This is a genomic window from Legionella fallonii LLAP-10 (assembly GCF_000953135.1).
Classification (GTDB): Bacteria; Pseudomonadota; Gammaproteobacteria; order Legionellales; family Legionellaceae; genus Legionella; species Legionella fallonii.
In genome coordinates, this window is record NZ_LN614827.1 from 2,226,224 (window position 1) to 2,246,960 (window position 20,737).

Genomic DNA, 20,737 nt, shown 5'->3' on the forward strand with positions numbered 1-20,737 from the left:
ATATCGTGTTAGTTATGTATTTCTATACACTTAAAACTGATTTAAAACGAATCTTACGGTTCCATTTTTGTTTTAACTGGTTAAAACCATCTAGTTGGTTAAAAAATTCCACTACTCCTTATCTGCAAATTCTGTTATTTTAGACGTGAAAAATCATTTTTAATCTTTATCCACTAAGCTATGTTGACATTTCATCATTAAAACTTCTCTAAAATGTCAACGTTTCGTGCTTTATGTGCGACATGAAAAATAGTGCTGAAGATTATAAAAACGTTCTGTTTGTTAGAGTGTGATGATTTGCTGGAAACCTCGAGCAAGAAATACCATATAAAACTTATAGAACAATTATCAGCAGCACGTACTGTTATGGAATTTAATAGGTTTCGCTAAGGAGCTGGCTATGAGTACTCGTCATTTTGATGAATTTGATAATGAACCTGAAGAGTTTACTGACAAAGAACCTACAGTGCCTGAAGCAAGTCTTTCTAAAAAATTAGAAAGAAGAAGAAAAATAGAGGATTTATTTGAAGAAAAACGCTTAAGGGAAGAACTAGAGGAGTTCGGTTAATTCAATCTAAAAATTCTTTGTGCTGAGGGAAACTATGAAGCCTTGTATTGAAGTATTGATTCGTCATATATTCGTATAGGTCATTCCTGCAAAGATGGGCGTCTATTCATCAATTTAATCTGTATAGCCGGAATAGCTAATGTTTACTCGAGCGGTCGGATTTGATCGTGGGTTGAGAAAACGTTCTAAACAAACGTAATATACTTCACTGCCAATATTTAGCTACATCCGAATTGCCGACGAAAGTCGGCATCCATAAAACGTTTAGATACAGACGGATACTAACTTTCTCCGGTAACCTGAGAACTTATGTTTTGGGTATATAGATATCAAAGCGAACGGTTTTACCCTCTACAGCAAAAGCGGCAGGCAATAAAGATTTGATTTTTTGAGGCCACTTGACCACAACTCGTTGTTTTACTCGAACCACGGCTAATTTAATTAATTCAAAGGCATCTTCATCCGCCCCAATCATTTGCTGTAAAATCTGCATGTCTTTTTTCACTAAAGCAGATTTATGTCGTTCGGGATGCATGGGATCGATATAAATAACATCGGGATATTCCTCTGCAGCTAGATGCTCCAAATAAGAATATGCATCACTTTCTTTTAAGGACAATTGCATTTGCTGGTGATCTGATACCTCTCTACGAGCTAGAGCATCTGCGAGCAAAGCAGCCATCACTGGATGGCGTTCGAGCATTAAGACCTCCGCCCCCAAGCTTGCTAAAATAGCAGCGTCTCTCCCCCAACCAGCAGTAGTATCGATGATCTTCATACCCTGAACTGGTTTACAGGCACGAACCAAACCTTGTTTTTTTCCCTCTGCTTTTCTTTTACTCCACGAGGCGCTAGTAAAATCTGCATAAAGAAGAGAAAAATTTGCCGTTTTTAAAGCAAGCCCTTTTTCAGTAACAAAAAGACAAGAGTTCGCATCTTTATCCAACTGATACTCTAACCGCTCGGCTAATGCCTCTGCTTGAGCGTGTAATGCTTCATGTTCGTAGCCAACTGAATTGATAAGACTCATGATTGCTGCGATAAGAGCTGATCAACATACTCAGCCAAAGAATGGAATATTGGGACTTGAGGATATGCTTTTAAGCCAATAAGCTCCGTCATTGAAGACAATACCATCACAGGTTCTGCCCCAGCCACCAACGCAGTTTGAACATCAGACACTCTATCTCCAACAAAAGGAACATGCTGTAAAGAGCAATTAAACCGCTTAGCTAAGGCATGTAACATAGCAGGCTGAGGTTTCCTACACAAACACTTGTCTTTGGGATGATGGATGCAATATTCAATAGCATCAATTTGACCACCCGCTTTTTGCACCAAAGACAGCATTTTCTCATGTATGGCCTGAAGAGCTGCTTCTGTATAAAGTCCTCTAGAAACTCCTGATTGATTTGTTGCAACGCCAATTTTATACCCTGCCCGCGTTAATCGGGCAATGGCATCCACAGATCCTGGAATCAAAATAAACTCATCAACACTTTTGATATAATGAAGAGAGTCATGATTAATGATGCCATCTCTATCTAATAATATTAAACGCGTCATATCAGCTGTAGCATAGAAATATCTGCCACCCCTTGTAATAATTGTTGCAAACGAGCAAGAATTGCTAATCGATTCATTTTCACTTGTTCATCATCAACCATCACCATGACTTGATCAAAAAAAGCATCCACTGGCTCTCTAAGGCTAGCAAGCTCTTTAAGCAAAGAACCATAATCAGCCTCAACATATAAAGGCTCCACTGCTTTGCTAATTCGGTTAAGATGCTCATAAAGTCTTTGTTCAGCCCCTTCCACTATTAGTTGTTCATTCACATTAATAGTGGTAGTAATATTGGCGTGACTTAATAAATTATTCACCCGTTTACACGCCGCAGACAGAGCAACGGCTTCAGGCATAGTAACAAATACTTTCAGGGCATTTAATCGTTTATCTAAATCATAGAGCCATTCGTCTTGACGGGCACGTACTGCTTGAATTAAATCAGCACTAATCCCCTGTCCTTGGTAATATGATTGCAATCGCTCAAGAATGAAGGGTTTTAATTCTACAATTAATGATTTGTCCGTGGTTAATGCATCCCCATAATTTTTTACTGCTTCGTCGATTAACGTTGTCAAATTTAATGGCGCCGGAGTTGTAATCAATAAACGAACAACAGCCAAAGCATGTCTGCGCAATTTAAATGGATCTTTTACTCCAGAAGGTTTTTGTCCTATAGCAAAAATTCCTACTAACGTATCAATACGATCTGCGAGAGAAAGAGCGATACCTAAGGGGGATTCAGGTAAATTATCTGCCGCATAACGTGGCATGTATTGCTCATTTAGAGCATGAGCCACAGCCTTGTCTTCACCATCATTCAGAGCGTAATAGTACCCCATTAAGCCTTGTAGCTCAGGAAACTCCCCGACCATACCTGTAAGTAAATCACATTTGCTCAATAATGCTGCTCGTTCAGACAATTGCTGTGAGCAATTCAACGCTTGGCTTAAGTGCATCATCAAGTCTTTTATGCGTATAGCCTTATCCTGCAAGCTACCAAGACGCACTTGGAATACTACTTGCGCTGTTGCCGGCATATATTGACTTAACGGTTGCTTTTTATCTTGTTTAAAGAAAAATGCGGCATCACTTAAACGCGCTCTCATTACTTTTTCATTACCTTGAATCACTTGTTGTGGATTAGTACTCATAATATTAGAAACAGTAATAAAATGAGGCAATAACTCACCTTGGGCATTCTTTAAGGCAAATGTTTTTTGATGCGACTGCATTGAAGCGATTAATGCTTCAGCAGGAACGTCAAGAAACTCTGCTTCAAAATTAGCTATTAATGCTTGCGGCCATTCTACAATAGAAGTCACTTCATCTAGCAATTCTTCGGGCATCACCACAGTAGCGTTATAAGGAACCGCTAATTGCTGTACTTGTCCTTTTATGGTTTGTCGTCTTACAGAAAAATCAGCAATAACGTAGCCCTCATGTAATTGAGCTTCGTAACTTTGAGGAGAGTTAATTGTAATTTCCTGAGGATGATGGAATCTATGTCCTCTGCTTTGCCGCCCAGTTTTAACGCCAAGTAACTCATGATGAATCACCTCATTTCCATAAAGCATCACAGCCCAATGTACAGGCCTAGCAAATTCATCATCCCCATCTCCCCAACGCATGGGTTTGGCTATTGGCAAAGAGGCCAAACATTGACTAATCAGTACGGGTAACAACTCTTTAGTGGCCTTTCCTGAGTCACGCGTCTCATAGACCATCCAATCGCCTTTATCAGTTTCCACCTTGATAAGTTGCTCTACAGCCACTCCACATGATTTAGCAAAGCCCAATAAAGCCGGGGTTGGTTGTCCTTCAGCATCATAGGCAGCTGCCACAGCAGGGCCACGCCGAGTTACCGTTTGGCTTTCTTGTTCCGTTTGTAAATCACAAATCATAACAGCCAAACGACGAGGAGTTGCAAATCGTTTTACTTCGCCATGACTGAGTTGCGCTTTATCTAAAGCAGTAATTAGCTGATTAGCAAACTCATTAGCTAATGGCCAAACAGCGCCTGAAGGTAATTCTTCACAACCTAATTCAAAAATAAAATCATTGACCATCACACACCTTTTGCATAGGGAAGCCCAAAGCTTCGCGCGCCTGATAATAAGCCTGAGCCACTGCTCTCGATAATTGTCTTACTCGCAAAATAAAACGTTGCCTCTCTGTTACTGATATTGCTTTACGGGCATCAAGTAAATTAAATGAATGGGATGCTTTCATCACCATCTCATAAGCAGGAAGTGGCAACTGCAAAGAAATTAACTTTTGCGCTTCACTTTCGTAGTAATCAAATTGTTTGAATAATTCTTCAACATTGGCATGTTCAAAATTATAAGCAGACATTTCTACTTCATTTTGATGAAAAACATCACCATAAGTAACTACTCCATTAGGAGTTTTGCACCAAGGTAAATCAAATAAATTGTCTACACCCAAAACGAACATAGCGATTCGTTCCAGACCATAAGTTAACTCCCCTGTAACTGGCTTACACACCAGTCCTCCAACTTGTTGGAAATAGGTGAATTGAGATACTTCCATCCCATTTTGCCAGACTTCCCATCCTAATCCCCAGGCTCCTAAGGTAGGTGACTCCCAGTTATCTTCAACAAAGCGAATATCATCGGCTAAAGGATCCACTCCTAATGCACGTAGAGAATCTAAATATTTATCTTGTATATCAAGAGGAGATGGCTTTAAAACCACTTGAAATTGGTAATAATGTTGCACACGATTAGGATTCTCACCATAGCGCCCATCTGTGGGTCTTCTAGAAGGTTGCACATAAGCGGCAGACCAAGGCTCTGGGCCTATTGCGCGCAAAAAAGTCGCAGGATGGAACGTACCAGCCCCAACTTCCATATCAAGAGGTTGCAAAATAACACAACCTTGAGCTGACCAATATTGCTGTAAGGTTAAAATAATATCCTGAAATGTTGTTGGTTTTATCATGAGAATCTCAAAATTAACATTTATGATGTACTGACGGCGTAGGTTGGGTCTTTGCCCAACAAGTTAAGCTTTGTGCAAAAGCCGTGATATCAAATCTCGCCTCTACGTCCCGCGGTTTGTCCACGAGCTTCGGAGCTCTCAAGCATTGATGGCTCCCGCAAACAAAACACGGGACGTAGAGCAAGAATAAAACGCCTTGGCCTGACCGCTATGGGTCAGGAGTCCAACCTACGATTTTGCTATTACATCAGCTGAAACTATTACTTTCCAGCTGCTTTCTTAATTAACTCTTGTAACGATTCTTCACTCGCAGCACCTGGAATAAACGAAGGCTCGCTACCTGCTTTTAATTGACCGTCAGGTGTAGCTGCAATGATAAATGCTGGTGTACCCATCAAGTGTAATTTTTCAGCTAGTTCTCTATTAGCATCTAAAATAGCAGTGACTTCTTTACCGTCCATATCCGCTTTTAATTTAGCCATATCCAAGCCTATAGACTTAGCTGCTTCCATGACTATTTTATTATCCATGCGCTTTTCAATTTTGAATAATGCATCATGCATGGCTTGATATTTACCTTGCATGCCAGCAGCTAATGCAACTCTTGAAGCCACTTCAGAGCTCTTACCAAAAATTGGGAACTCTTTATAGATGACTCGTAAGTTTTTATCCTTCTTAAGCAGGCTTTCAATGGTTGGAGACATTTTTTTACAGTGAATGCATTGATAATCAAAGAACTCTACTACAGTAACAGCGCCTTTAGGATTGCCCGCTGTAGTCAGTTTGCCTTGAAACAATTGAGCAGCATTTTCCTGAATAGCAGATTGCGCTTGTTGCTGCATATTTTGTTGCTGTTTTTGCTGCAACGCTTGAGACGCTTCTAACAATACTTCAGGATTACTTACCAAATAATCATGAATTACTTTCTCAATTTCTTTCTTTTGAGCAGCAGACATAGGAGGAGTAGAGGCATCAGCGGCGATAGCTGCTGATGATACCAAAGATGCTGTCAATGCTCCTGCTGCCAATAAACTTGTATATTTCACTCAATTCCCCTTTTTAATAGTTAATTTCTTTTGTCAAACGCACCCTAGCATTCAGTTGAGAAAAATTCAATATCCTTAACTGGATAAATCTAGTGAGTAACTACTATTTATCTCTGCATCCTTTGTCTTCCAGAGTGCAGTGTGCCACAACTAAGGAGATCCTTCGCTGTGCTCTGGGGGACAAAGGATACCAATAAACGGTCTCAAAAATGAGAGGACTCTTCAACTACAGTTAAATTAGCGTAGGCTAAGACCAACCATTTGACCCCATGCTCACTAAATTTAACCTGTACTCGAGTATGAGCCCCCGATCCTTCAACCGCCAAAACGATACCTTGGCCAAATTTAGCATGAATCACGTTTTGTCCCATAGGTATTCCAGCCTCATCTGCGGCAGAAGGAACTGAAGATCTTGAGCGTGTTGCTGATGGAGATGATCGCTGAAAATGTGACTTAACTCGTACTTCATCCAATAATTTTTGCGGCAACTCACGTAAGAAACGAGATGGTCTGTGATATTCTTCACGCCCATATTGTCGCCTTACTTCTGCATAAGACAAAATTAATTTGCGCATGGCTCGTGTCATACCAACATAACATAAACGTCGTTCTTCCTCTAAACGCCCAGGCTCCTCTATAGATTGCTTTCCAGGAAACACTCCCTCTTCCATACCGACCAAAAATACTATAGGAAATTCAAGCCCCTTGGCCGCATGTAACGTCATTAAGTGAACAGAGCGCTCATGTTCCTCGGCTTGCATTTCTCCTGCCTCTAAAGAGGCATGAGCGAGGAAAGCTTGGACTACAGGAAGCTCCTCTTCCTCATCCTGTTCATATCGATATTGTTTCGCAGCATTAATTAATTCTTGTAAGTTATCTAATCGAGACTCTGACTTATCACCTTTAATTTTGCTAAAGTGAGCATATAAACCACTCATCTGAAGGATTTCAGTAATTTGCTCATCCAACTCCATATTTGCCGTTCTAATCTGAATTTTTTCAATTAGCTCAATGAACTTAGCTAAAGAAGTACCAGCCCTTTGTGCTATCTCCCCTGATTGCAGTAATGTTTTAGCAGCCTCCCACAATGAACATTGTTGTGCCCTAGCATAATAACGCACATCATCTAGTGTTTTTTCACCTATACCGCGTGTTGGAAAATTCACCACACGTTCAAAAGCAGTATCATCATTAGGATTCACCAATAATCTTAAATAGGCTAAGGTATCTTTTACTTCCGCCCTATCAAAGAAACGCACCCCACCATATATCCTATAAGCAACTCCTGCACGTAATAACGCTTCTTCTATGACTCGAGACTGGGCATTTGAGCGATACAAAATTGCAATCTCATTAGCACTAGCTCCCTGATTAATTTCCATCATAATTCGTTCAGTAACAAATCGTGCTTCGTCCAATTCATTAAAGGCGCTGTATACTACAATTCGTTCCCCGGCACTGCCTGCAGTCCATAAATCCTTACCCATGCGTGAATTATTATTGGTAATTAACTGGTTAGCTGCCTCCAGTATGGTGCTAGTGGAGCGATAATTTTGTTCCAATCTAATAATTTGAGTATCTTTAAAATCCTGTGCAAACTGTTGAATGTTCTCTACTTTAGCACCACGCCATCCGTAGATAGACTGATCATCATCACCTACAGCCATAACAGCAGCATGGTCTCCAGCAAGAAGACGTATCCAGGCATATTGAATGGTATTAGTATCCTGAAACTCATCAACCAATATCGCTTGGAAACGCTGGCGATAATGAGCCAAAATTTCTGGATTATCGCGAAGTAATTCATGGGTTCTTAACAATAATTCAGCAAAATCAATAACTCCCGCTGTCTGGCAAGCTTGTTCATAGCCTTTATAAATTGCAAGTAAGGTTTTCGTAGGGCCATAGGATAACGCATTGACGTGTTGTGGACGTAAACCTTCATCTTTACGGCCATTAATAAAAGATTGTGCTTGCTTTACTGGCCATTGTTCAGGATCTAAATTTAATGCGGCTAAAACCCGTTTAATGACTCTGGCCTGATCTTCAGAATCTAGAATATGGAACTGTTCCGGTAGATTAGCTTCTTTATAATGACGACGTAATAGGCGATGGCATAATCCATGAAAAGTTCCCACCCATAAACCTATTATCGGAGTAGCGAGTATAGCACTTAATCGAGCCCTCATCTCACCTGCGGCTTTATTAGTAAAGGTTACGGCCAAAATTTCATGGGGAGAAAGGTGATGCTCCTCAATCAACCAAGCAATACGACTCACTAAAACTCGAGTTTTACCACTCCCCGCTCCAGCTAATACTAATGTATTACCTAATGGAGAAGTCACTGCGTCACGTTGTCTTTCGTTCAATCCATTAAGAAGTGCTGCCTTGGTCATAAATGAGTTCCAACAAAAAAATTAAAGTGCCTATTATCGTCAATTTAGATACTAAAGACAAAGGGTGAAAAAGAGTCTTTTTCATAGGACTCCAGGATACATAAACTTTTTTAAAGATAAGTCCTCTTGGTATTGCTTTCAACCTATTCAGAGCGCAAAATATCGCTACTTTGCTAGACTACTATTACAAGTATACTCTAAAGGACTAATATGCACTCCCTCTATCCGGCAATTAAACCCTTTGCACAGCATGAATTAAAAGTGGGTGGACCTCATGTGCTTTACATAGAAGAGACAGGAAATCCTCAAGGAATACCTGTTATAGTGTTGCACCAAGGCCCAGGCGCCAGCTCTGATCCTTATCAAAGACGTTTTTTTGACCCACAGCGATACAGAATTATTCTTTTTGATCAACGAGGCTGTGGACGTTCTAGTCCTCATTTAGAAATAAAAGAAAATAACACTTCTTTATTATTGGATGATATCGATGCCATCAGAGATTTCTTGGGTCTGAAAGAGTTTGTGCTATCAGGAGGGGGCTGGGGTTCTCTACTGGCTTTGCTCTACGCTCAAAAATTTCCTCAACAAGTAAAAACACTCCTGTTGCATCAAATCCTTTTAGGTAGACAACAAGATATTGACTGGTTTTATAAACAAGGCGCAAGCCTAGTGTACCCTGATTATTGGCAAGAATTTATCAGTATAGTGCCAGACAATATGCGTAACAACATTCCTCAATATTATGCTGATTGCTTACTTGGTTCTAATGAATTAGCACGTATGAGTGCAGCAAAGTGTTGGGCATTGTGGCAGGCCCGCTGCAGTAGCTTACAGCCACATCTGTACGTCGTTGATCAATTTAGTGACCCTCATTTTGCGCTAGCACTGGCAACTCTTGAATCGCATTACATTAATAACCACTATTTTATTGAAGAAAACCAAGTCATAGCGAATGTTCATAAAATAAGACATATTCCTACTTACATAGTGCATGGACGTTTTGATATGGTAACGCCATTATCTGGCGCCTGGGAACTGCATCAGGCAATACCAGCATCCAATCTTAGAATAGTTCGGGATGCTGGACATTCAGATCGAGAGTCCGGAATTATTGATGCGTTTATTTATGCAAGTAAAGAAATTTCTAAACAAGGGCCTGATGCATGCTAACAGTTGTCCAACGGGTCACCGAAGCCAAAGTAGAAATTGAACAACAAATAGTTGGCCAAATAGATCACGGGTTAATGATTCTTTGCGGTTTTGAACCAGATGATGAACTAGATCATTTGAATCGCATGCTCTCTAAATGCCTTAACTACCGAATTTTTGATGATGGCCAAGGAAAAATGAATTTAAGCCTGAAAGACGTCAATGGCGGTTTATTACTAGTACCTCAATTTACTTTAATGGCAGAGACCCAAAAAGGATTACGTCCCAGTTTTTCCAATGCTGCTCCTCCAGAACTTGGAAGACAACTTTTTACTGATTTATTAAATTTGGCGCAACAAATATATCCAAATACTCAAAGCGGACGTTTCGGCGCGAATATGCAAGTTCATTTATGCAATGATGGCCCCGTAACTTTTTTATTAAAATTCTAAAAAACAATCCAAACACTCAATAGACGCCTTTCCGAGCTCGCTACGACGAAGCAATTTCCCACTGCAGTAGAGTCTGGAAAGACGTCTAATAGAGTTGTTACAAAGTTATTTACTACCATCTTGATCCTCTAAAGCGGCAACTAAACACTCTACCTAAAATAAATGTTTTATAAATAAACATAACGCCATATAATGCTGCTAATCGAATATAGGGATTGCCATGAAAAAACTTAAAGCTTATATTTTTGGTCACAATAAAATTGGCAAATCGGAATTAGTAAAAAAGCTCCATACTACAGAATACATTACTCCATCCGAGCAAGAATACATTCCAACAACAGAGGCCCACCATAGTCATATGATGATTCATTCTGGGGAAAATGAAGAACCAACCCAGATCGAGTTATATGATATGTCAGGATCTGCTCGATCTGCAGCATTAAGCAATATATTTTCTGCTAAGTTTGATTATGGTATTTATTGTATTGATTTATCAGAAATATTGAGTGAATTTCAAGTAAAAGAAATCAAAAAAGATATAGGTCAATTTCAAAACACCAATCCCCACGCTAAATTAATTTTAGTTGGCACTAAAAGTGATATAGCGTTCCCCAATGCGCTTAATAACATATGTAAGCAATTGGCTGATATAAAATTTCAGGCAACCGTGACAACTAATACAAAAACAATAGATGGCGCTAAAGAGCTTTATGATGTCCTCAAAGCAGAAAGCAGGAAAAAAACACTACCTAATAAGGATGATTTGCGCAATTTTTTTAATGTGGTCAACCCCATCATCAAAGCACGAAATAGATGCGTGGAAGACTCAAGTTTATATGCTGCGTTGAATAATTTACATGAACAGGCTAAAGATTTGCCCTTTAATCTTATTGAGTCTCTTGGACAAGAGGCGCACGTCCTCCTCAACCATCTAGAAGACCCTGCTATCACTGATAAAATGGCAAGTATTAATGCATTTGTAGAACACGGTCATCAACTCATACGAGGCGAACACAACGAAATTAAAAGTGCTATCTTATCAGTGGCTATAACGGCCTTAGTTACAGTCGTTGCGGCTCTAATAGGATTTGGAATTGGCTTTGCATTGGGTCTATGGGCTGGACCAGGCGCTTTTTTCACTGCATTAGCAGCTGGCTGTTTTAATGCAGTTGCCGTTACTGGAGGAGCTTCAGCTATTGGTTTATGTACTTTAGTTTATACCAGTCTTACATTTTTTAGAGCACCACCTGTTCTACAAGCCGTTACAGAAGTGGCACTACAAGCACAAGAGGAGATCCCTGTATTGAATAGCTCTTTAGAGCCGTAAATTGGTCTATAAATTTATGGTTTGCAAGAGTCATAAACTGGTGTAACATCGTTGTAATTAAGTATCTAATAATTAGAAGAATAATGCGCTTAAATGTAATGTTTGCAAGTATGGTTGGAACCTTAATGTTAACGGGCTGTGCGCACAAAGGGACTAATCCCGCAGATCCATATGAGCCTTTTAATCGCAAGGTACACAAATTCAATATGGCTGCTGATGCTATAGTGCTAAAGCCAATAGCAAAAGTATACGTTCGTGTAATTCCTGGAGTAGTCCGTAAAGGAGTTGATAATGCCTTTAACAACTTGGATATGGTCCCTTCTGTTGCCAATGATCTGCTCCAAGCTGAAGGAAAATGGGCAATCAAAGATACTTGGCGTTTTATCATTAACTCATCTTTAGGGGTTGGTGGTTTATTTGATGTTGCAAGTAAATTTAGCCTTCCACCACATTATAACGACCTCGGATTAACTTTTGCCAAATGGGGAGATAAAAAATCACCCTACCTCGTTATTCCTCTTCTAGGTCCAAGTACTATTCGTGATGGTACTGGCTGGCTTTTCCAATTCGCCCTTTGGAGTCCCTACGTTTATATTAATAATGATGCTGTCGCCTATGGTCTTGCTGGTCTACGCTATGTTGATCTACGCACGCAATTATTTGATTCAGAGCGCTTGATGAATGAGGCTCTAGATAAATATACGTTTATACGAGATGCTTATTTACAACATAGAAACTACCTTATCGCCGGTGCAGAACAAGATAACGGCTCACTTTATATCGATGATCAAACGGCTGATCAAAAAGCTCTTGGTAATGAAGCAGCAAACGCGCAAACTCCTTCAGATTACGTAGATGAATAAACAACTATAAAAAGTTGGTCGGGCAATTTGTTGTCCAATGGTGCTACCTTAATAAAAGGAAGAAAAAATCGTAGCCCGTATTAGTGCAGCATAATACGGGAATACCCTAGCTCAGTGCACTGAAATCCCGGATTACGCTGCGCTCATCCAGGCTACAAAAACTTAAGGTAGTGCCATTGGGCAATTTGTTGTCCGACCTACAAGCGCCTGCGCGATAAATTTAACTAGTTAATCGCAGGATTTGACTCCAACTCGGTTCCAGGTTGCAAGCGACTAATGGCACTTACTTAAAAAACAGCGGAATTCGCGTTGCTCATAGCTTCCCGGATTTCGCCACGCTGCATCCACCACTACATATGATCCATCAAGAAGACAAGCGAATATTTGCGAGGCAACGCAAATAATCCCCAGCGATATCCAAGCCTGTTTCGGCAGCAATTTCACGTAAACAAGTGGGGCTGGTTACATTAATCTCGGTTAAATAATCGCCAATCACATCAAGGCCAACAAAATACAAGCCTTTGGATTTCAAAGTAGGCGCTATTTGCTCACAGATCCATCTATCTCTATCTGTAATTGGAACCACCTCTCCTCGTGCTCCTGCAGCTAAATTTCCTCGCAACTCCCCTTTGGCAGGAATTCGTGCCAAAGCATAGGGTACGGGTTCGCCATTGATCAATAAAATACGCTTATCTCCTGCGGTTGTTATCTCAGGAATATAACGTTGGGCCATAATATTAAGTTTTTGTCCTTGAGTCAGAACTTCCAAAATAACCGATAAATTTCGTCCTTGCTGATCCACGTGAAATACTGATTTTCCGCCCATGCCTTCTAAAGGTTTAAAAATAACATTTTGATGTGTTTTCCAAAATTCTTTCAATCGTCCAATATCTTTGGAAACTAATGTTGTAGGACAACATTGAGGAAAATTTAAAGTAAAAAATTTTTCATTAGCATCACGTAAACTCTGAGGCCTATTGGCAACTAAAACCCCATCTCGCTCAGCTAGTTCTAAAGCGTAAGTAGTATAAATATACTCCATATCAAAAGGAGGATCTTTGCGCATTAAAATAATGTCAAAATCGCTTAATGGATATTCCCCCAGCTCTTTAGATTGCGCCCAATTATCACTATGTTCATCCCCAATATCAATATCGTAAACTCGCGCATGCGGATGACCTTCGCGGCAAAATAAATCCAGCTGAGTAAAATAGACACAAGACCAACCTAACGCTTTAGCGCTTTTGATCATGGCAACCGATGTATCTTTATAAGGCTTTAATTGATGTAAAGGATCGATAAGCACTGCGAGTTTCATTATTCTCCCCCAATTGCAGCAATTTCTCTTGCTGCTGCCAAAGCAGCCAAACGAGCAATCACTCCATAAGCATAAAAACGATTAGGACAATCGACGACTTCTAAATCATCACAAGGCATATTACAGGCTTGCGCAAAGGCCAATGGTTCAAAATGCATTCCTGGGGCATTAAGATTTTCATCCTTTCCTCTTCCTTGGTGAACCCTATAGAAACCACCAACAACAAACTGACCTATCATGTAAAGAACTGGCTCTGCTACCGCGCCATCTTGCATTGTTTCAAAGGTATAAACCCCTTCTTGAATAATCACTCTATCTACTTTACGGCTTCCTTTACTGGCAGACATCTTAGTGCGTTGCTTTCTATTTAACTGACGCAACTGCTCACCATGATGCACCATCATCACTCCCATACCGTAAGTGCCGTTATCTGCTTTGACCACAACAAACGGTTTTTCTGTTATGCCATAAGTTGCATATTTATCACTAACAAGCGCTAAAATTCTATCCACTTCCTGAGCTAATTGTTCAACTCCCTCCTGAGCCATGAAATCAACTCCATCTATAGAACTAAAATAAGGATCGATAAGCCAAGGATCCAAACCGACTAATTCGGCAAACTCACAGGCTACTTCATTAAAGAATTGAAAATGACTTGATTTTAAACGAGTGGCCCAGCCTAATTTTGCAGTGGGTCTGATGCGTTGTTGTAATTCTTGCAAAATGTCAGGAACACCAGAAGATAAATCATTATTTAATAATAAAAAACAGGGATTAAAATTATCCAACCCTACCCTATTCCCTTCACGTCGCAAAGGTTCCATTAGTAAAGTATCCCCATGATCAAGCTCCACTTCCATAGGCTCTTTAAGTTCGGGATCTAAACTACCAACACGCACAACAAAACCCGATTTGATTAAAATGTTGCGTAAGACATTCAAGCTTTGTAAATAAAATTTATTGCGTGTATGGCTTTCAGGTAGAATTAAAATTTTAGTGCAATCAGGGATATATTCTACGAGCGCTGTTTGCGCCGCTTGGATACATAGAGGAAGAAACTCTGGATTTAAATTATTAAAACCCGCTGGAAATAAATTAGTATCAACTGGAGCTAACTTGAATCCAGCATGACGTAAATCCACAGAGGAAGTTAAAGGAGCAGGGGTTTCCTTCCACTTCAGTCTGAACCAGGATTCAATCTTAGGAACCTGACTTAAAATAATTTTTTCCACGTGAAATAAAGGCCCTGAATGGGCTGTAGTCAAATGTGGAACTGGAACTTCGGTAGCACTCATGCTTACCCCTTAAATTTTAGAATGGATTAATGGTACCCATGTTCCTGATAAAATAAAAGATCTGGACGAAAGTGGAACCGTGCCTGTTTTGCATTTCATTTAATAGTGGCATAATAAAATCAATAGTTTTATTTCAACAAAGTTGCTCTCCGTTATGCGTCAATTAAACACAATAAAGCCAATCTTACTCCTTATCTTTCTTGGTTTTATCTGGGGATCAGGCTATACCTTAGCTAAATTTGCCATGACTAATGGAGTATCCCCTTTAGGTTATGCTTTTTGGCAGTCTTTAGGCCCTGCTTTATTATTAACATTCTTTTGTCTTATCACTAAGAAAACGCCTATGTTGCATCCTACTTACTGGCCCTATTTCCTAATTTGTGGGCTCATAGGCATAGCTATTCCCAACACCAATATGTATTTCATCGCTAGTCATATCCCAGCAGGTTTATTGGCAGTCTTAGTCAATACGGTTCCGTTATTAGTTTATCCTTTAGCTTTATTATCCAAACAAGAAAAACTGGATAGTTGGCGTTTTTTTGCTTTATTACTAGGTATGACAGGCATATTATTAATTATAGGTATCAATACTTCGGGATTGTATTCCGGCTGGACCTTACTCGCCATGCTGACTCCTTTAGCCTTTGCTCTTTGCTCCATTTACATAGGTGCTAAACAACCTGAAGAAATTGATTCACTGCAAGCAGCTAGTGGGATGTTACTTGCAGCATCTCTGCTACTAATTCCACTAGTATTAAGTCAACATGCTTTTTATTCTTTATCAGGACCATTAACCCTTGTAAAACAAGTCGTTATTTTAGAAATTATTTTATCCAGTTTAGGGTATCTACTCTTTTTTATTCTAATTCGTATGGCTGGCCCAGTTTTTTATAGCCTTACCGGAGGAGTAGTCGCATTAACCGGATTATTCTGGGGCTATCTAATTTTCGGCGAAGCCCCGACCTCAATGCAAAGTATGGCTGTAGCCTTAGTCATTTGTTCTCTTTTTCTGTTATCATGGCGACAATCGCGACAATATCAAGGAGTCTGATTCATGTTAAACGAATTAGCCCAACAATTTGCTACTCAAATCCAAACGTTTTTTTATTTAGTCATGCTAATTAATGGCATTTTACACGTCATTTTTGCTGGAGCCGTAGCCCGTGATGCAGGCAATTTATATAGGCTAGGACAAAAGCCGGTTTTGGTTTCTGCACCGACCTGGGCATTTGCTACTTTAATTGGAGGTGTTTTTACCGCCACCATCTATTGGATTCTTCATCATTCAACATTAACCAGACCGACTATGAGAGAAGTTCGCTATGACAAAGCCTAATGTAAAAACTATAGACGTGCATCAATTAAAAAATAAAATGGATACTAGCGCTGACTTATGTTTAATTGACGTTCGCGAGTTGGACGAATGGCAAGAAATCCGTATACCAGGTGCTCACCATCTTCCTAAAGATACGATTACCTCCCACATTGAATCTAAAGTGACCGATAAGTCCCAACCGATCTATCTTCATTGCCGAGGAGGTGTCAGATCCTTATATGCTGCTCAATGTTTGATTGATATAGGTTACGAAGAAGTCTATTCAGTGGATGGAGGTATCATGGAGTGGGCTATGTATGGTTATCCTGTAAATGGATAGACTGCATCCCTTAAATAAGGGATGCTATATTAGCTCCCTTAAATAGTGCTAGTAAGAGTGCTAGCCTTAGATGGCTCCTCTTTCGTTGGTGTTTTACTACCACCACCAAAAATGCCTGCTAAAATTCCAGAAGAAGGCTTAGCATGTTTCTTTGCTTCTTGCTCTTGCGCTACTCTAATTTCGCCATCACCCAATACCTTCAGTTTATCCCGTAAATCCAAAATATCAGCTTCTACTGAGTAACCATCAATCTTGAATGCTTGTGCGTCTAAGTAACCTCTTCTCGGCCGAGAATTATTATAAGTACCTTTGCGAAGATGTTTCTCCAAATCACTATACATATCGGCTAAATTAGCATCATTTGGCTTATTCTCCTTTCCCAATTCCAGAGAAGAAGTTAGAGAGACAAAAAGGTTACTGTTTTCTGGGGATGTCCAACCGTACGATGCACCAATTTTTTCCCATACATAGTAAGCAGCCGCGTTTAAAGTACGCATCTTTATTGTAGTCTCTGCGTCAGTTTGTGGATGCATCGGATCTAAATATGCAATAGTTTTTAACAGAAAAGTTGCTTGTATTCTTCGCTCTTCCGGCAATTTTTTTAGCGACTCATCCAATGTTGTAGGATCTAACTTGTGGTGTCTCAGTAATGTAACAATGCTTTCTTTTATTCTTGCTTTAAGTGTCTCATATGCAACTAAAGTAAATGACATCTTTTATTCTCCTTAAACTCCATTAAAAGGACTGGTGAAAGACATCCACCAGATACCAGTTTAAACTAATTAATTATTTTCGCCATATATTTTATTTGGACTAAGCAATTAATTTTTAACCTCTTGATTAAAAAAAAATTTAATAAAAAAAATAACATTTTACCTGTCCTTTCACTCCAAACCCTGTAATCTAGAGCGTACCGCAAAATGGTTGAAAAGAGTTTTAAGAGAAAAAGAATTAGCTCGTATTTTATATTGCATTTGATTTACTATTTACGCTATCTTAATGTCCAATTTGTCTTAAAAACGCTAGTCATTATGAAAAAAATCACCTGCAGTTTAATGCTATTACTTACTCCTTATTTCAGTTTTGCAAACAACAGTCAACCCAAACTCATTGTACAACTTGTAGTAGATCAATTACGCGGCGATTTGATTCATCGACATCAAAAACAATTTGGCAGTAACGGATTTAACTATCTATTAAATCACGGACTCGATTACCATAATGCTCACCATCCCCATGCTAATACAACCACCTGCGCTGGACATGCCACCATAGCAACGGGTAGTTACCCCTCATTACACGGAGTGGTTGATAATGACTGGTATGATAGAAAATCCAAAAAATTTGTTTATTGCATGGAGGATATAACAGCTAATGTCTTGCCCACCATGCACACACAGAAGCCCACTCCAGGCCGTTCACCACGCAATTTAAAAGCATCTACATTAAGTGATGAACTCATGTTAGCTAACAAAGGAAAGGCATTTGGCGTGTCTTTAAAAGATCGCTCAGCCATTACTCTTGCAGGTCATGTAGGCAAAGCATTTTGGTTTGATAAAGCTAATGGTGGTTTTATCACTTCTGATTATTACTATGCGGCCTATCCTGACTGGGTGCAACAGTGGAATAAATCCTATGAAGCTAAAGAATATCATTGGAACTTAAGTTTGCCTCTTACAGAATATCAAAATGCAAATAATCCGACGTTTAAACATGATTTTAAAAATTTTGGTAAAACCTTCCCGCATCATATTACTAACCCTAAGTCTGAAGAGTATTTTATCTACCTATCAAGAACACCCAAGGCCGATCAATTAACAGCTGATTTTGCCGAGCAGCTGTTAAAACAAGAGCAATTGGGACTATCGCCTGATAAAACAGATTATTTAGCAATTAGTTTTTCTGCTGTTGATGCCATTGGACACCAATTTGGGCCTAATAGTTTAGAAGCCGAAGATAATCTATTACAACTAGATAAAACCATAGCTCATCTTCTTACCGCCATAGAGAAACATGTTGGTCTTGATAACACGCTTATAATTCTTACTGCAGATCATGGCGTTGGCGATAGCCCTTCATTTCTAGATGCTCATCATATCCCTGAAGTTCAACCGATGAATGTTAAAACTGCGGAACAGCAAATTCGTACCCAATTAAAAACGCGCTATCAACTGCCAGAAGAAGTCTTGATGTCTATTACGCCGCCGTATGTCTATTTGGATCATCAGATTATTAATGCTCACCAACTTAATTTGACCGAGGTTAGTCAATACGTATCGCAAATACTAAATCAACAGCCAGGAGTATTCAAAGCGTATACACTTCCTATTAGCAATATTGAGAAAGACTGGATTAGTATTAAGGTCGACAGAATGGCTTACTCTGATAGAGCGGGAGATGTTTATCTAGTCCAACCACCCTACCAATCCAATGGTACTGACAATGATAATAGAGTGACTCATGGTAGCCCATGGCAATACGACAGCTATGTACCGCTTTTATTTGTCAATCCTGGTTTTAAAGCGCAATTAATTTCCAGACCAGTAGAGACGACAGATATTGCTCCAACATTGGCCGCTCTATTAATGCTCAAACCCCCTTCTGCAGCAGTTGGACAACCTTTATCTGAAGTACTAACTGCATTAACTACAAAGGACGTACCTAAAGAAAAGTAGACGCTTACAACGCAGCAATAAAGCAAAAGATGTTGGTTATGCAAGAGGTACATTAATTCACGGGGTATGTTTGAATCTTAATTAACATTAGCCTTTTACACACAAAATTTGTTTCAATGTAAATAACACCTCGACCAAGTCTTCCTGGGATTTCATCACATCATCTATGTTTTTATATGCGCTGGGACTCTCATCCAGTACATTCCTGTCTTTTCTACATTCTACATCCTTAGTTGCATTTTGATGATCGGATAAGCTGATTAATTTTCTTGCTTGATTACGAGACATCATCCGCCCAGCACCATGGCTGCAACTGCAAAAGCTCTCTTCATTGCCGAGGCCCCGCACGATAAATGATTTAGCGCCCATGCTACCTGGAATGATACCTAATTCGTCTTTACGTGCAGAAACTGCGCCCTTACGTGTCACATACACTTGCTCACCAAAATGTGTTTCTAGAGCCGCGTAGTTATGATGACAATTAACCGCATATACATCAGAATCAATAGATCGATTAAGATATTTTGCTAACGTGTGTATCAAGGTTTGCATCATAATGTCTCTATTGCTTTGAGCATATTTTTGCGCCCAGTTCACCGCAAAAAAATAATCATCAAAATGCTTTGTACCCTTAGATAAGTAGGCTAAGTCGTGATCAGGAAGAGTTCCAAGAAGAGTCCCCATATCATTTTTTGCTAACTCAATAAAATAAGTTCCTATGCAATTTCCAACACCACGTGAACCACTATGCAACATCAACCAAACTTGTTGCGATTCATCAAGGCAAATTTCAATAAAGTGGTTACCCCCACCCAAAGTCCCAAGATGATTAACATCATTAATCATGCGTTTTTTTGATTTTTTATGCATACCAAGAGAGGGATGGCGATTAAGAATGATCTGATAGTCCTTCATTAATAATTTTTGCCATTTTGCAACTGCTAATTCGGGAATGGCATCCTCATTCCACTTGCCAAACCCAACAGGAATTGCCCGCTCAATTGCTACCCTCATACTGGCTAAATTGTCAGGCAAATGATGGGCAAACAAGTGAGTACGAACCGCCATCATGCCACACCCTATATCCACACCAACCGCGGAGGGTATCACCGCATTTTTTGTTGGGATCACAGAGCCAACAGTGGCTCCTTTACCTAAATGCACATCAGGCATAATAGCGACATGTTTATATATAATGGGCAAAGAGGCAATATGGCTGACCTGCTGCTTAGCATTCTCAGCAAAAGCGACATATTGGGTCCATGCCTTTACTTTATCTGAAATTTGTAAATAATCTGACATAATTTATTTTCTCATTTTACCTTTCTATAAAGTCAGGCAATTTGTTGCGCGACTTTTTTAATTTAATTATTCTTATTAATTAAAGTATAGCTAAAAGCACCTCCATGAATACATTCATATAAAGCACAGAAACTAAAATGCTAAGTTACTTTGCTGCAATA

19 protein-coding genes are annotated in these 20,737 nt (G+C 39.6%); 9 read left to right on the forward strand and 10 right to left on the reverse strand.

Annotated features, from left to right (window positions below; all coding sequences use genetic code 11):
* Positions 1 to 400: 400 nt before the first annotated feature.
* Positions 401 to 568, forward strand: coding sequence for a PA3496 family putative envelope integrity protein (locus LFA_RS20055; RefSeq protein WP_172653472.1), 168 nt, complete (start codon positions 401 to 403; stop codon positions 566 to 568).
* Between the two features lie 307 nt (positions 569 to 875).
* Here the strand turns inward: LFA_RS20055 and LFA_RS08940 are convergent, their stop codons facing one another.
* From LFA_RS08940 to uvrD, 6 genes are all read right to left on the reverse strand, one after another.
* Entirely contained in the window at positions 876 to 1,598 is a 723-nt protein-coding gene (locus LFA_RS08940; RefSeq protein WP_045095891.1) for a class I SAM-dependent methyltransferase, read from the reverse strand.
* A complete protein-coding gene (gene gmhB / locus LFA_RS08945; RefSeq protein ID WP_045095892.1) occupies positions 1,595 to 2,134 on the reverse strand; it encodes a D-glycero-beta-D-manno-heptose 1,7-bisphosphate 7-phosphatase in 540 nt (179 codons plus the stop codon). Before gmhB ends, LFA_RS08940 begins: the two co-directional genes overlap by 4 nt.
* Positions 2,131 to 4,203, reverse strand: a complete 2,073-nt coding sequence (glyS, locus tag LFA_RS08950) for a glycine--tRNA ligase subunit beta (protein ID WP_045095893.1) — start codon at positions 4,201 to 4,203, stop codon at positions 2,131 to 2,133. The genes gmhB and glyS overlap by 4 nt, the downstream gene beginning before the upstream one ends.
* Positions 4,193 to 5,098: a glycine--tRNA ligase subunit alpha gene (gene glyQ, locus LFA_RS08955; RefSeq protein WP_045095894.1), complete on the reverse strand. Its 906-nt coding sequence runs from the start codon at positions 5,096 to 5,098 to the stop codon at positions 4,193 to 4,195. Before glyQ ends, glyS begins: the two co-directional genes overlap by 11 nt.
* A 260-nt stretch (positions 5,099 to 5,358) precedes the next feature.
* Positions 5,359 to 6,144, reverse strand: coding sequence for a DsbA family protein (locus tag LFA_RS08960; protein ID WP_045095895.1), 786 nt, complete (start codon positions 6,142 to 6,144; stop codon positions 5,359 to 5,361).
* A 203-nt stretch (positions 6,145 to 6,347) separates the two neighbouring features.
* The gene (gene uvrD, locus LFA_RS08965) at positions 6,348 to 8,540 is read right to left on the reverse strand and encodes a DNA helicase II (protein ID WP_045095896.1); all 2,193 of its coding nucleotides are present in this window, start codon (positions 8,538 to 8,540) and stop codon (positions 6,348 to 6,350) included.
* A 210-nt stretch (positions 8,541 to 8,750) separates the two neighbouring features.
* Between uvrD and pip the strand changes: the two genes are divergently transcribed.
* The 4 genes from pip (at position 8,751) to LFA_RS08985 (ending at position 12,331) form a co-directional block, all read left to right on the forward strand.
* Positions 8,751 to 9,710, forward strand: a complete 960-nt coding sequence (gene pip, locus LFA_RS08970) for a prolyl aminopeptidase (protein ID WP_045095897.1) — start codon at positions 8,751 to 8,753, stop codon at positions 9,708 to 9,710.
* Positions 9,704 to 10,141, forward strand: a complete 438-nt coding sequence (gene dtd / locus LFA_RS08975) for a D-aminoacyl-tRNA deacylase (RefSeq protein WP_045095898.1) — start codon at positions 9,704 to 9,706, stop codon at positions 10,139 to 10,141. The genes pip and dtd overlap by 7 nt, the downstream gene beginning before the upstream one ends.
* 220 nt (positions 10,142 to 10,361) lie before the next feature.
* Positions 10,362 to 11,468: a GTPase domain-containing protein gene (locus LFA_RS08980; protein ID WP_045095899.1), complete on the forward strand. Its 1,107-nt coding sequence runs from the start codon at positions 10,362 to 10,364 to the stop codon at positions 11,466 to 11,468.
* Positions 11,469 to 11,551: 83 nt separating this feature from the next.
* Positions 11,552 to 12,331, forward strand: coding sequence for an MlaA family lipoprotein (locus LFA_RS08985; protein ID WP_045095900.1), 780 nt, complete (start codon positions 11,552 to 11,554; stop codon positions 12,329 to 12,331).
* Positions 12,332 to 12,695: 364 nt separating this feature from the next.
* Here the strand turns inward: LFA_RS08985 and gshB are convergent, their stop codons facing one another.
* The gene (gene gshB / locus LFA_RS08990) at positions 12,696 to 13,649 is read right to left on the reverse strand and encodes a glutathione synthase (RefSeq protein WP_045095901.1); all 954 of its coding nucleotides are present in this window, start codon (positions 13,647 to 13,649) and stop codon (positions 12,696 to 12,698) included.
* Positions 13,649 to 14,944 (reverse strand): glutamate--cysteine ligase, encoded by a 1,296-nt coding sequence (gshA, locus tag LFA_RS08995; RefSeq protein ID WP_045095902.1) that lies wholly within the window; start codon positions 14,942 to 14,944, stop codon positions 13,649 to 13,651. Before gshA ends, gshB begins: the two co-directional genes overlap by 1 nt.
* Positions 14,945 to 15,098: 154 nt before the next feature.
* On the opposite strand from gshA, the gene LFA_RS09000 reads away from it, so the two are divergent.
* From LFA_RS09000 to LFA_RS09010, 3 genes are read left to right on the forward strand one after another with little or no spacing between them, the layout of a single operon-like run.
* Entirely contained in the window at positions 15,099 to 15,995 is an 897-nt protein-coding gene (locus tag LFA_RS09000) for a DMT family transporter (RefSeq protein WP_045095903.1), read from the forward strand.
* Positions 15,996 to 15,998: 3 nt separating this feature from the next.
* Positions 15,999 to 16,280 (forward strand): hypothetical protein, encoded by a 282-nt coding sequence (locus LFA_RS09005; RefSeq protein WP_045095904.1) that lies wholly within the window; start codon positions 15,999 to 16,001, stop codon positions 16,278 to 16,280.
* The gene (locus LFA_RS09010; RefSeq protein WP_045095905.1) at positions 16,267 to 16,599 is read left to right on the forward strand and encodes a rhodanese-like domain-containing protein; all 333 of its coding nucleotides are present in this window, start codon (positions 16,267 to 16,269) and stop codon (positions 16,597 to 16,599) included. The genes LFA_RS09005 and LFA_RS09010 overlap by 14 nt, the downstream gene beginning before the upstream one ends.
* Before the next feature lie 38 nt (positions 16,600 to 16,637).
* On the opposite strand, the gene LFA_RS09015 is transcribed toward LFA_RS09010, so the two are convergent.
* Positions 16,638 to 17,312 carry a hypothetical protein gene (locus tag LFA_RS09015; protein WP_052673914.1) on the reverse strand — a complete coding sequence of 225 codons (675 nt, stop codon included), beginning with the start codon at positions 17,310 to 17,312 and terminating at the stop codon, positions 16,638 to 16,640.
* 318 nt (positions 17,313 to 17,630) lie between these two features.
* Between LFA_RS09015 and LFA_RS09020 the strand changes: the two genes are divergently transcribed.
* Complete coding sequence (locus LFA_RS09020; RefSeq protein WP_045097515.1) at positions 17,631 to 19,274, forward strand: alkaline phosphatase family protein; 1,644 nt, start codon at positions 17,631 to 17,633, stop codon at positions 19,272 to 19,274.
* 87 nt (positions 19,275 to 19,361) lie between these two features.
* Here the strand turns inward: LFA_RS09020 and LFA_RS09025 are convergent, their stop codons facing one another.
* Entirely contained in the window at positions 19,362 to 20,576 is a 1,215-nt protein-coding gene (locus tag LFA_RS09025; protein WP_045095906.1) for an RtcB family protein, read from the reverse strand.
* Between the last annotated feature and the right edge of the window lie 161 nt (positions 20,577 to 20,737).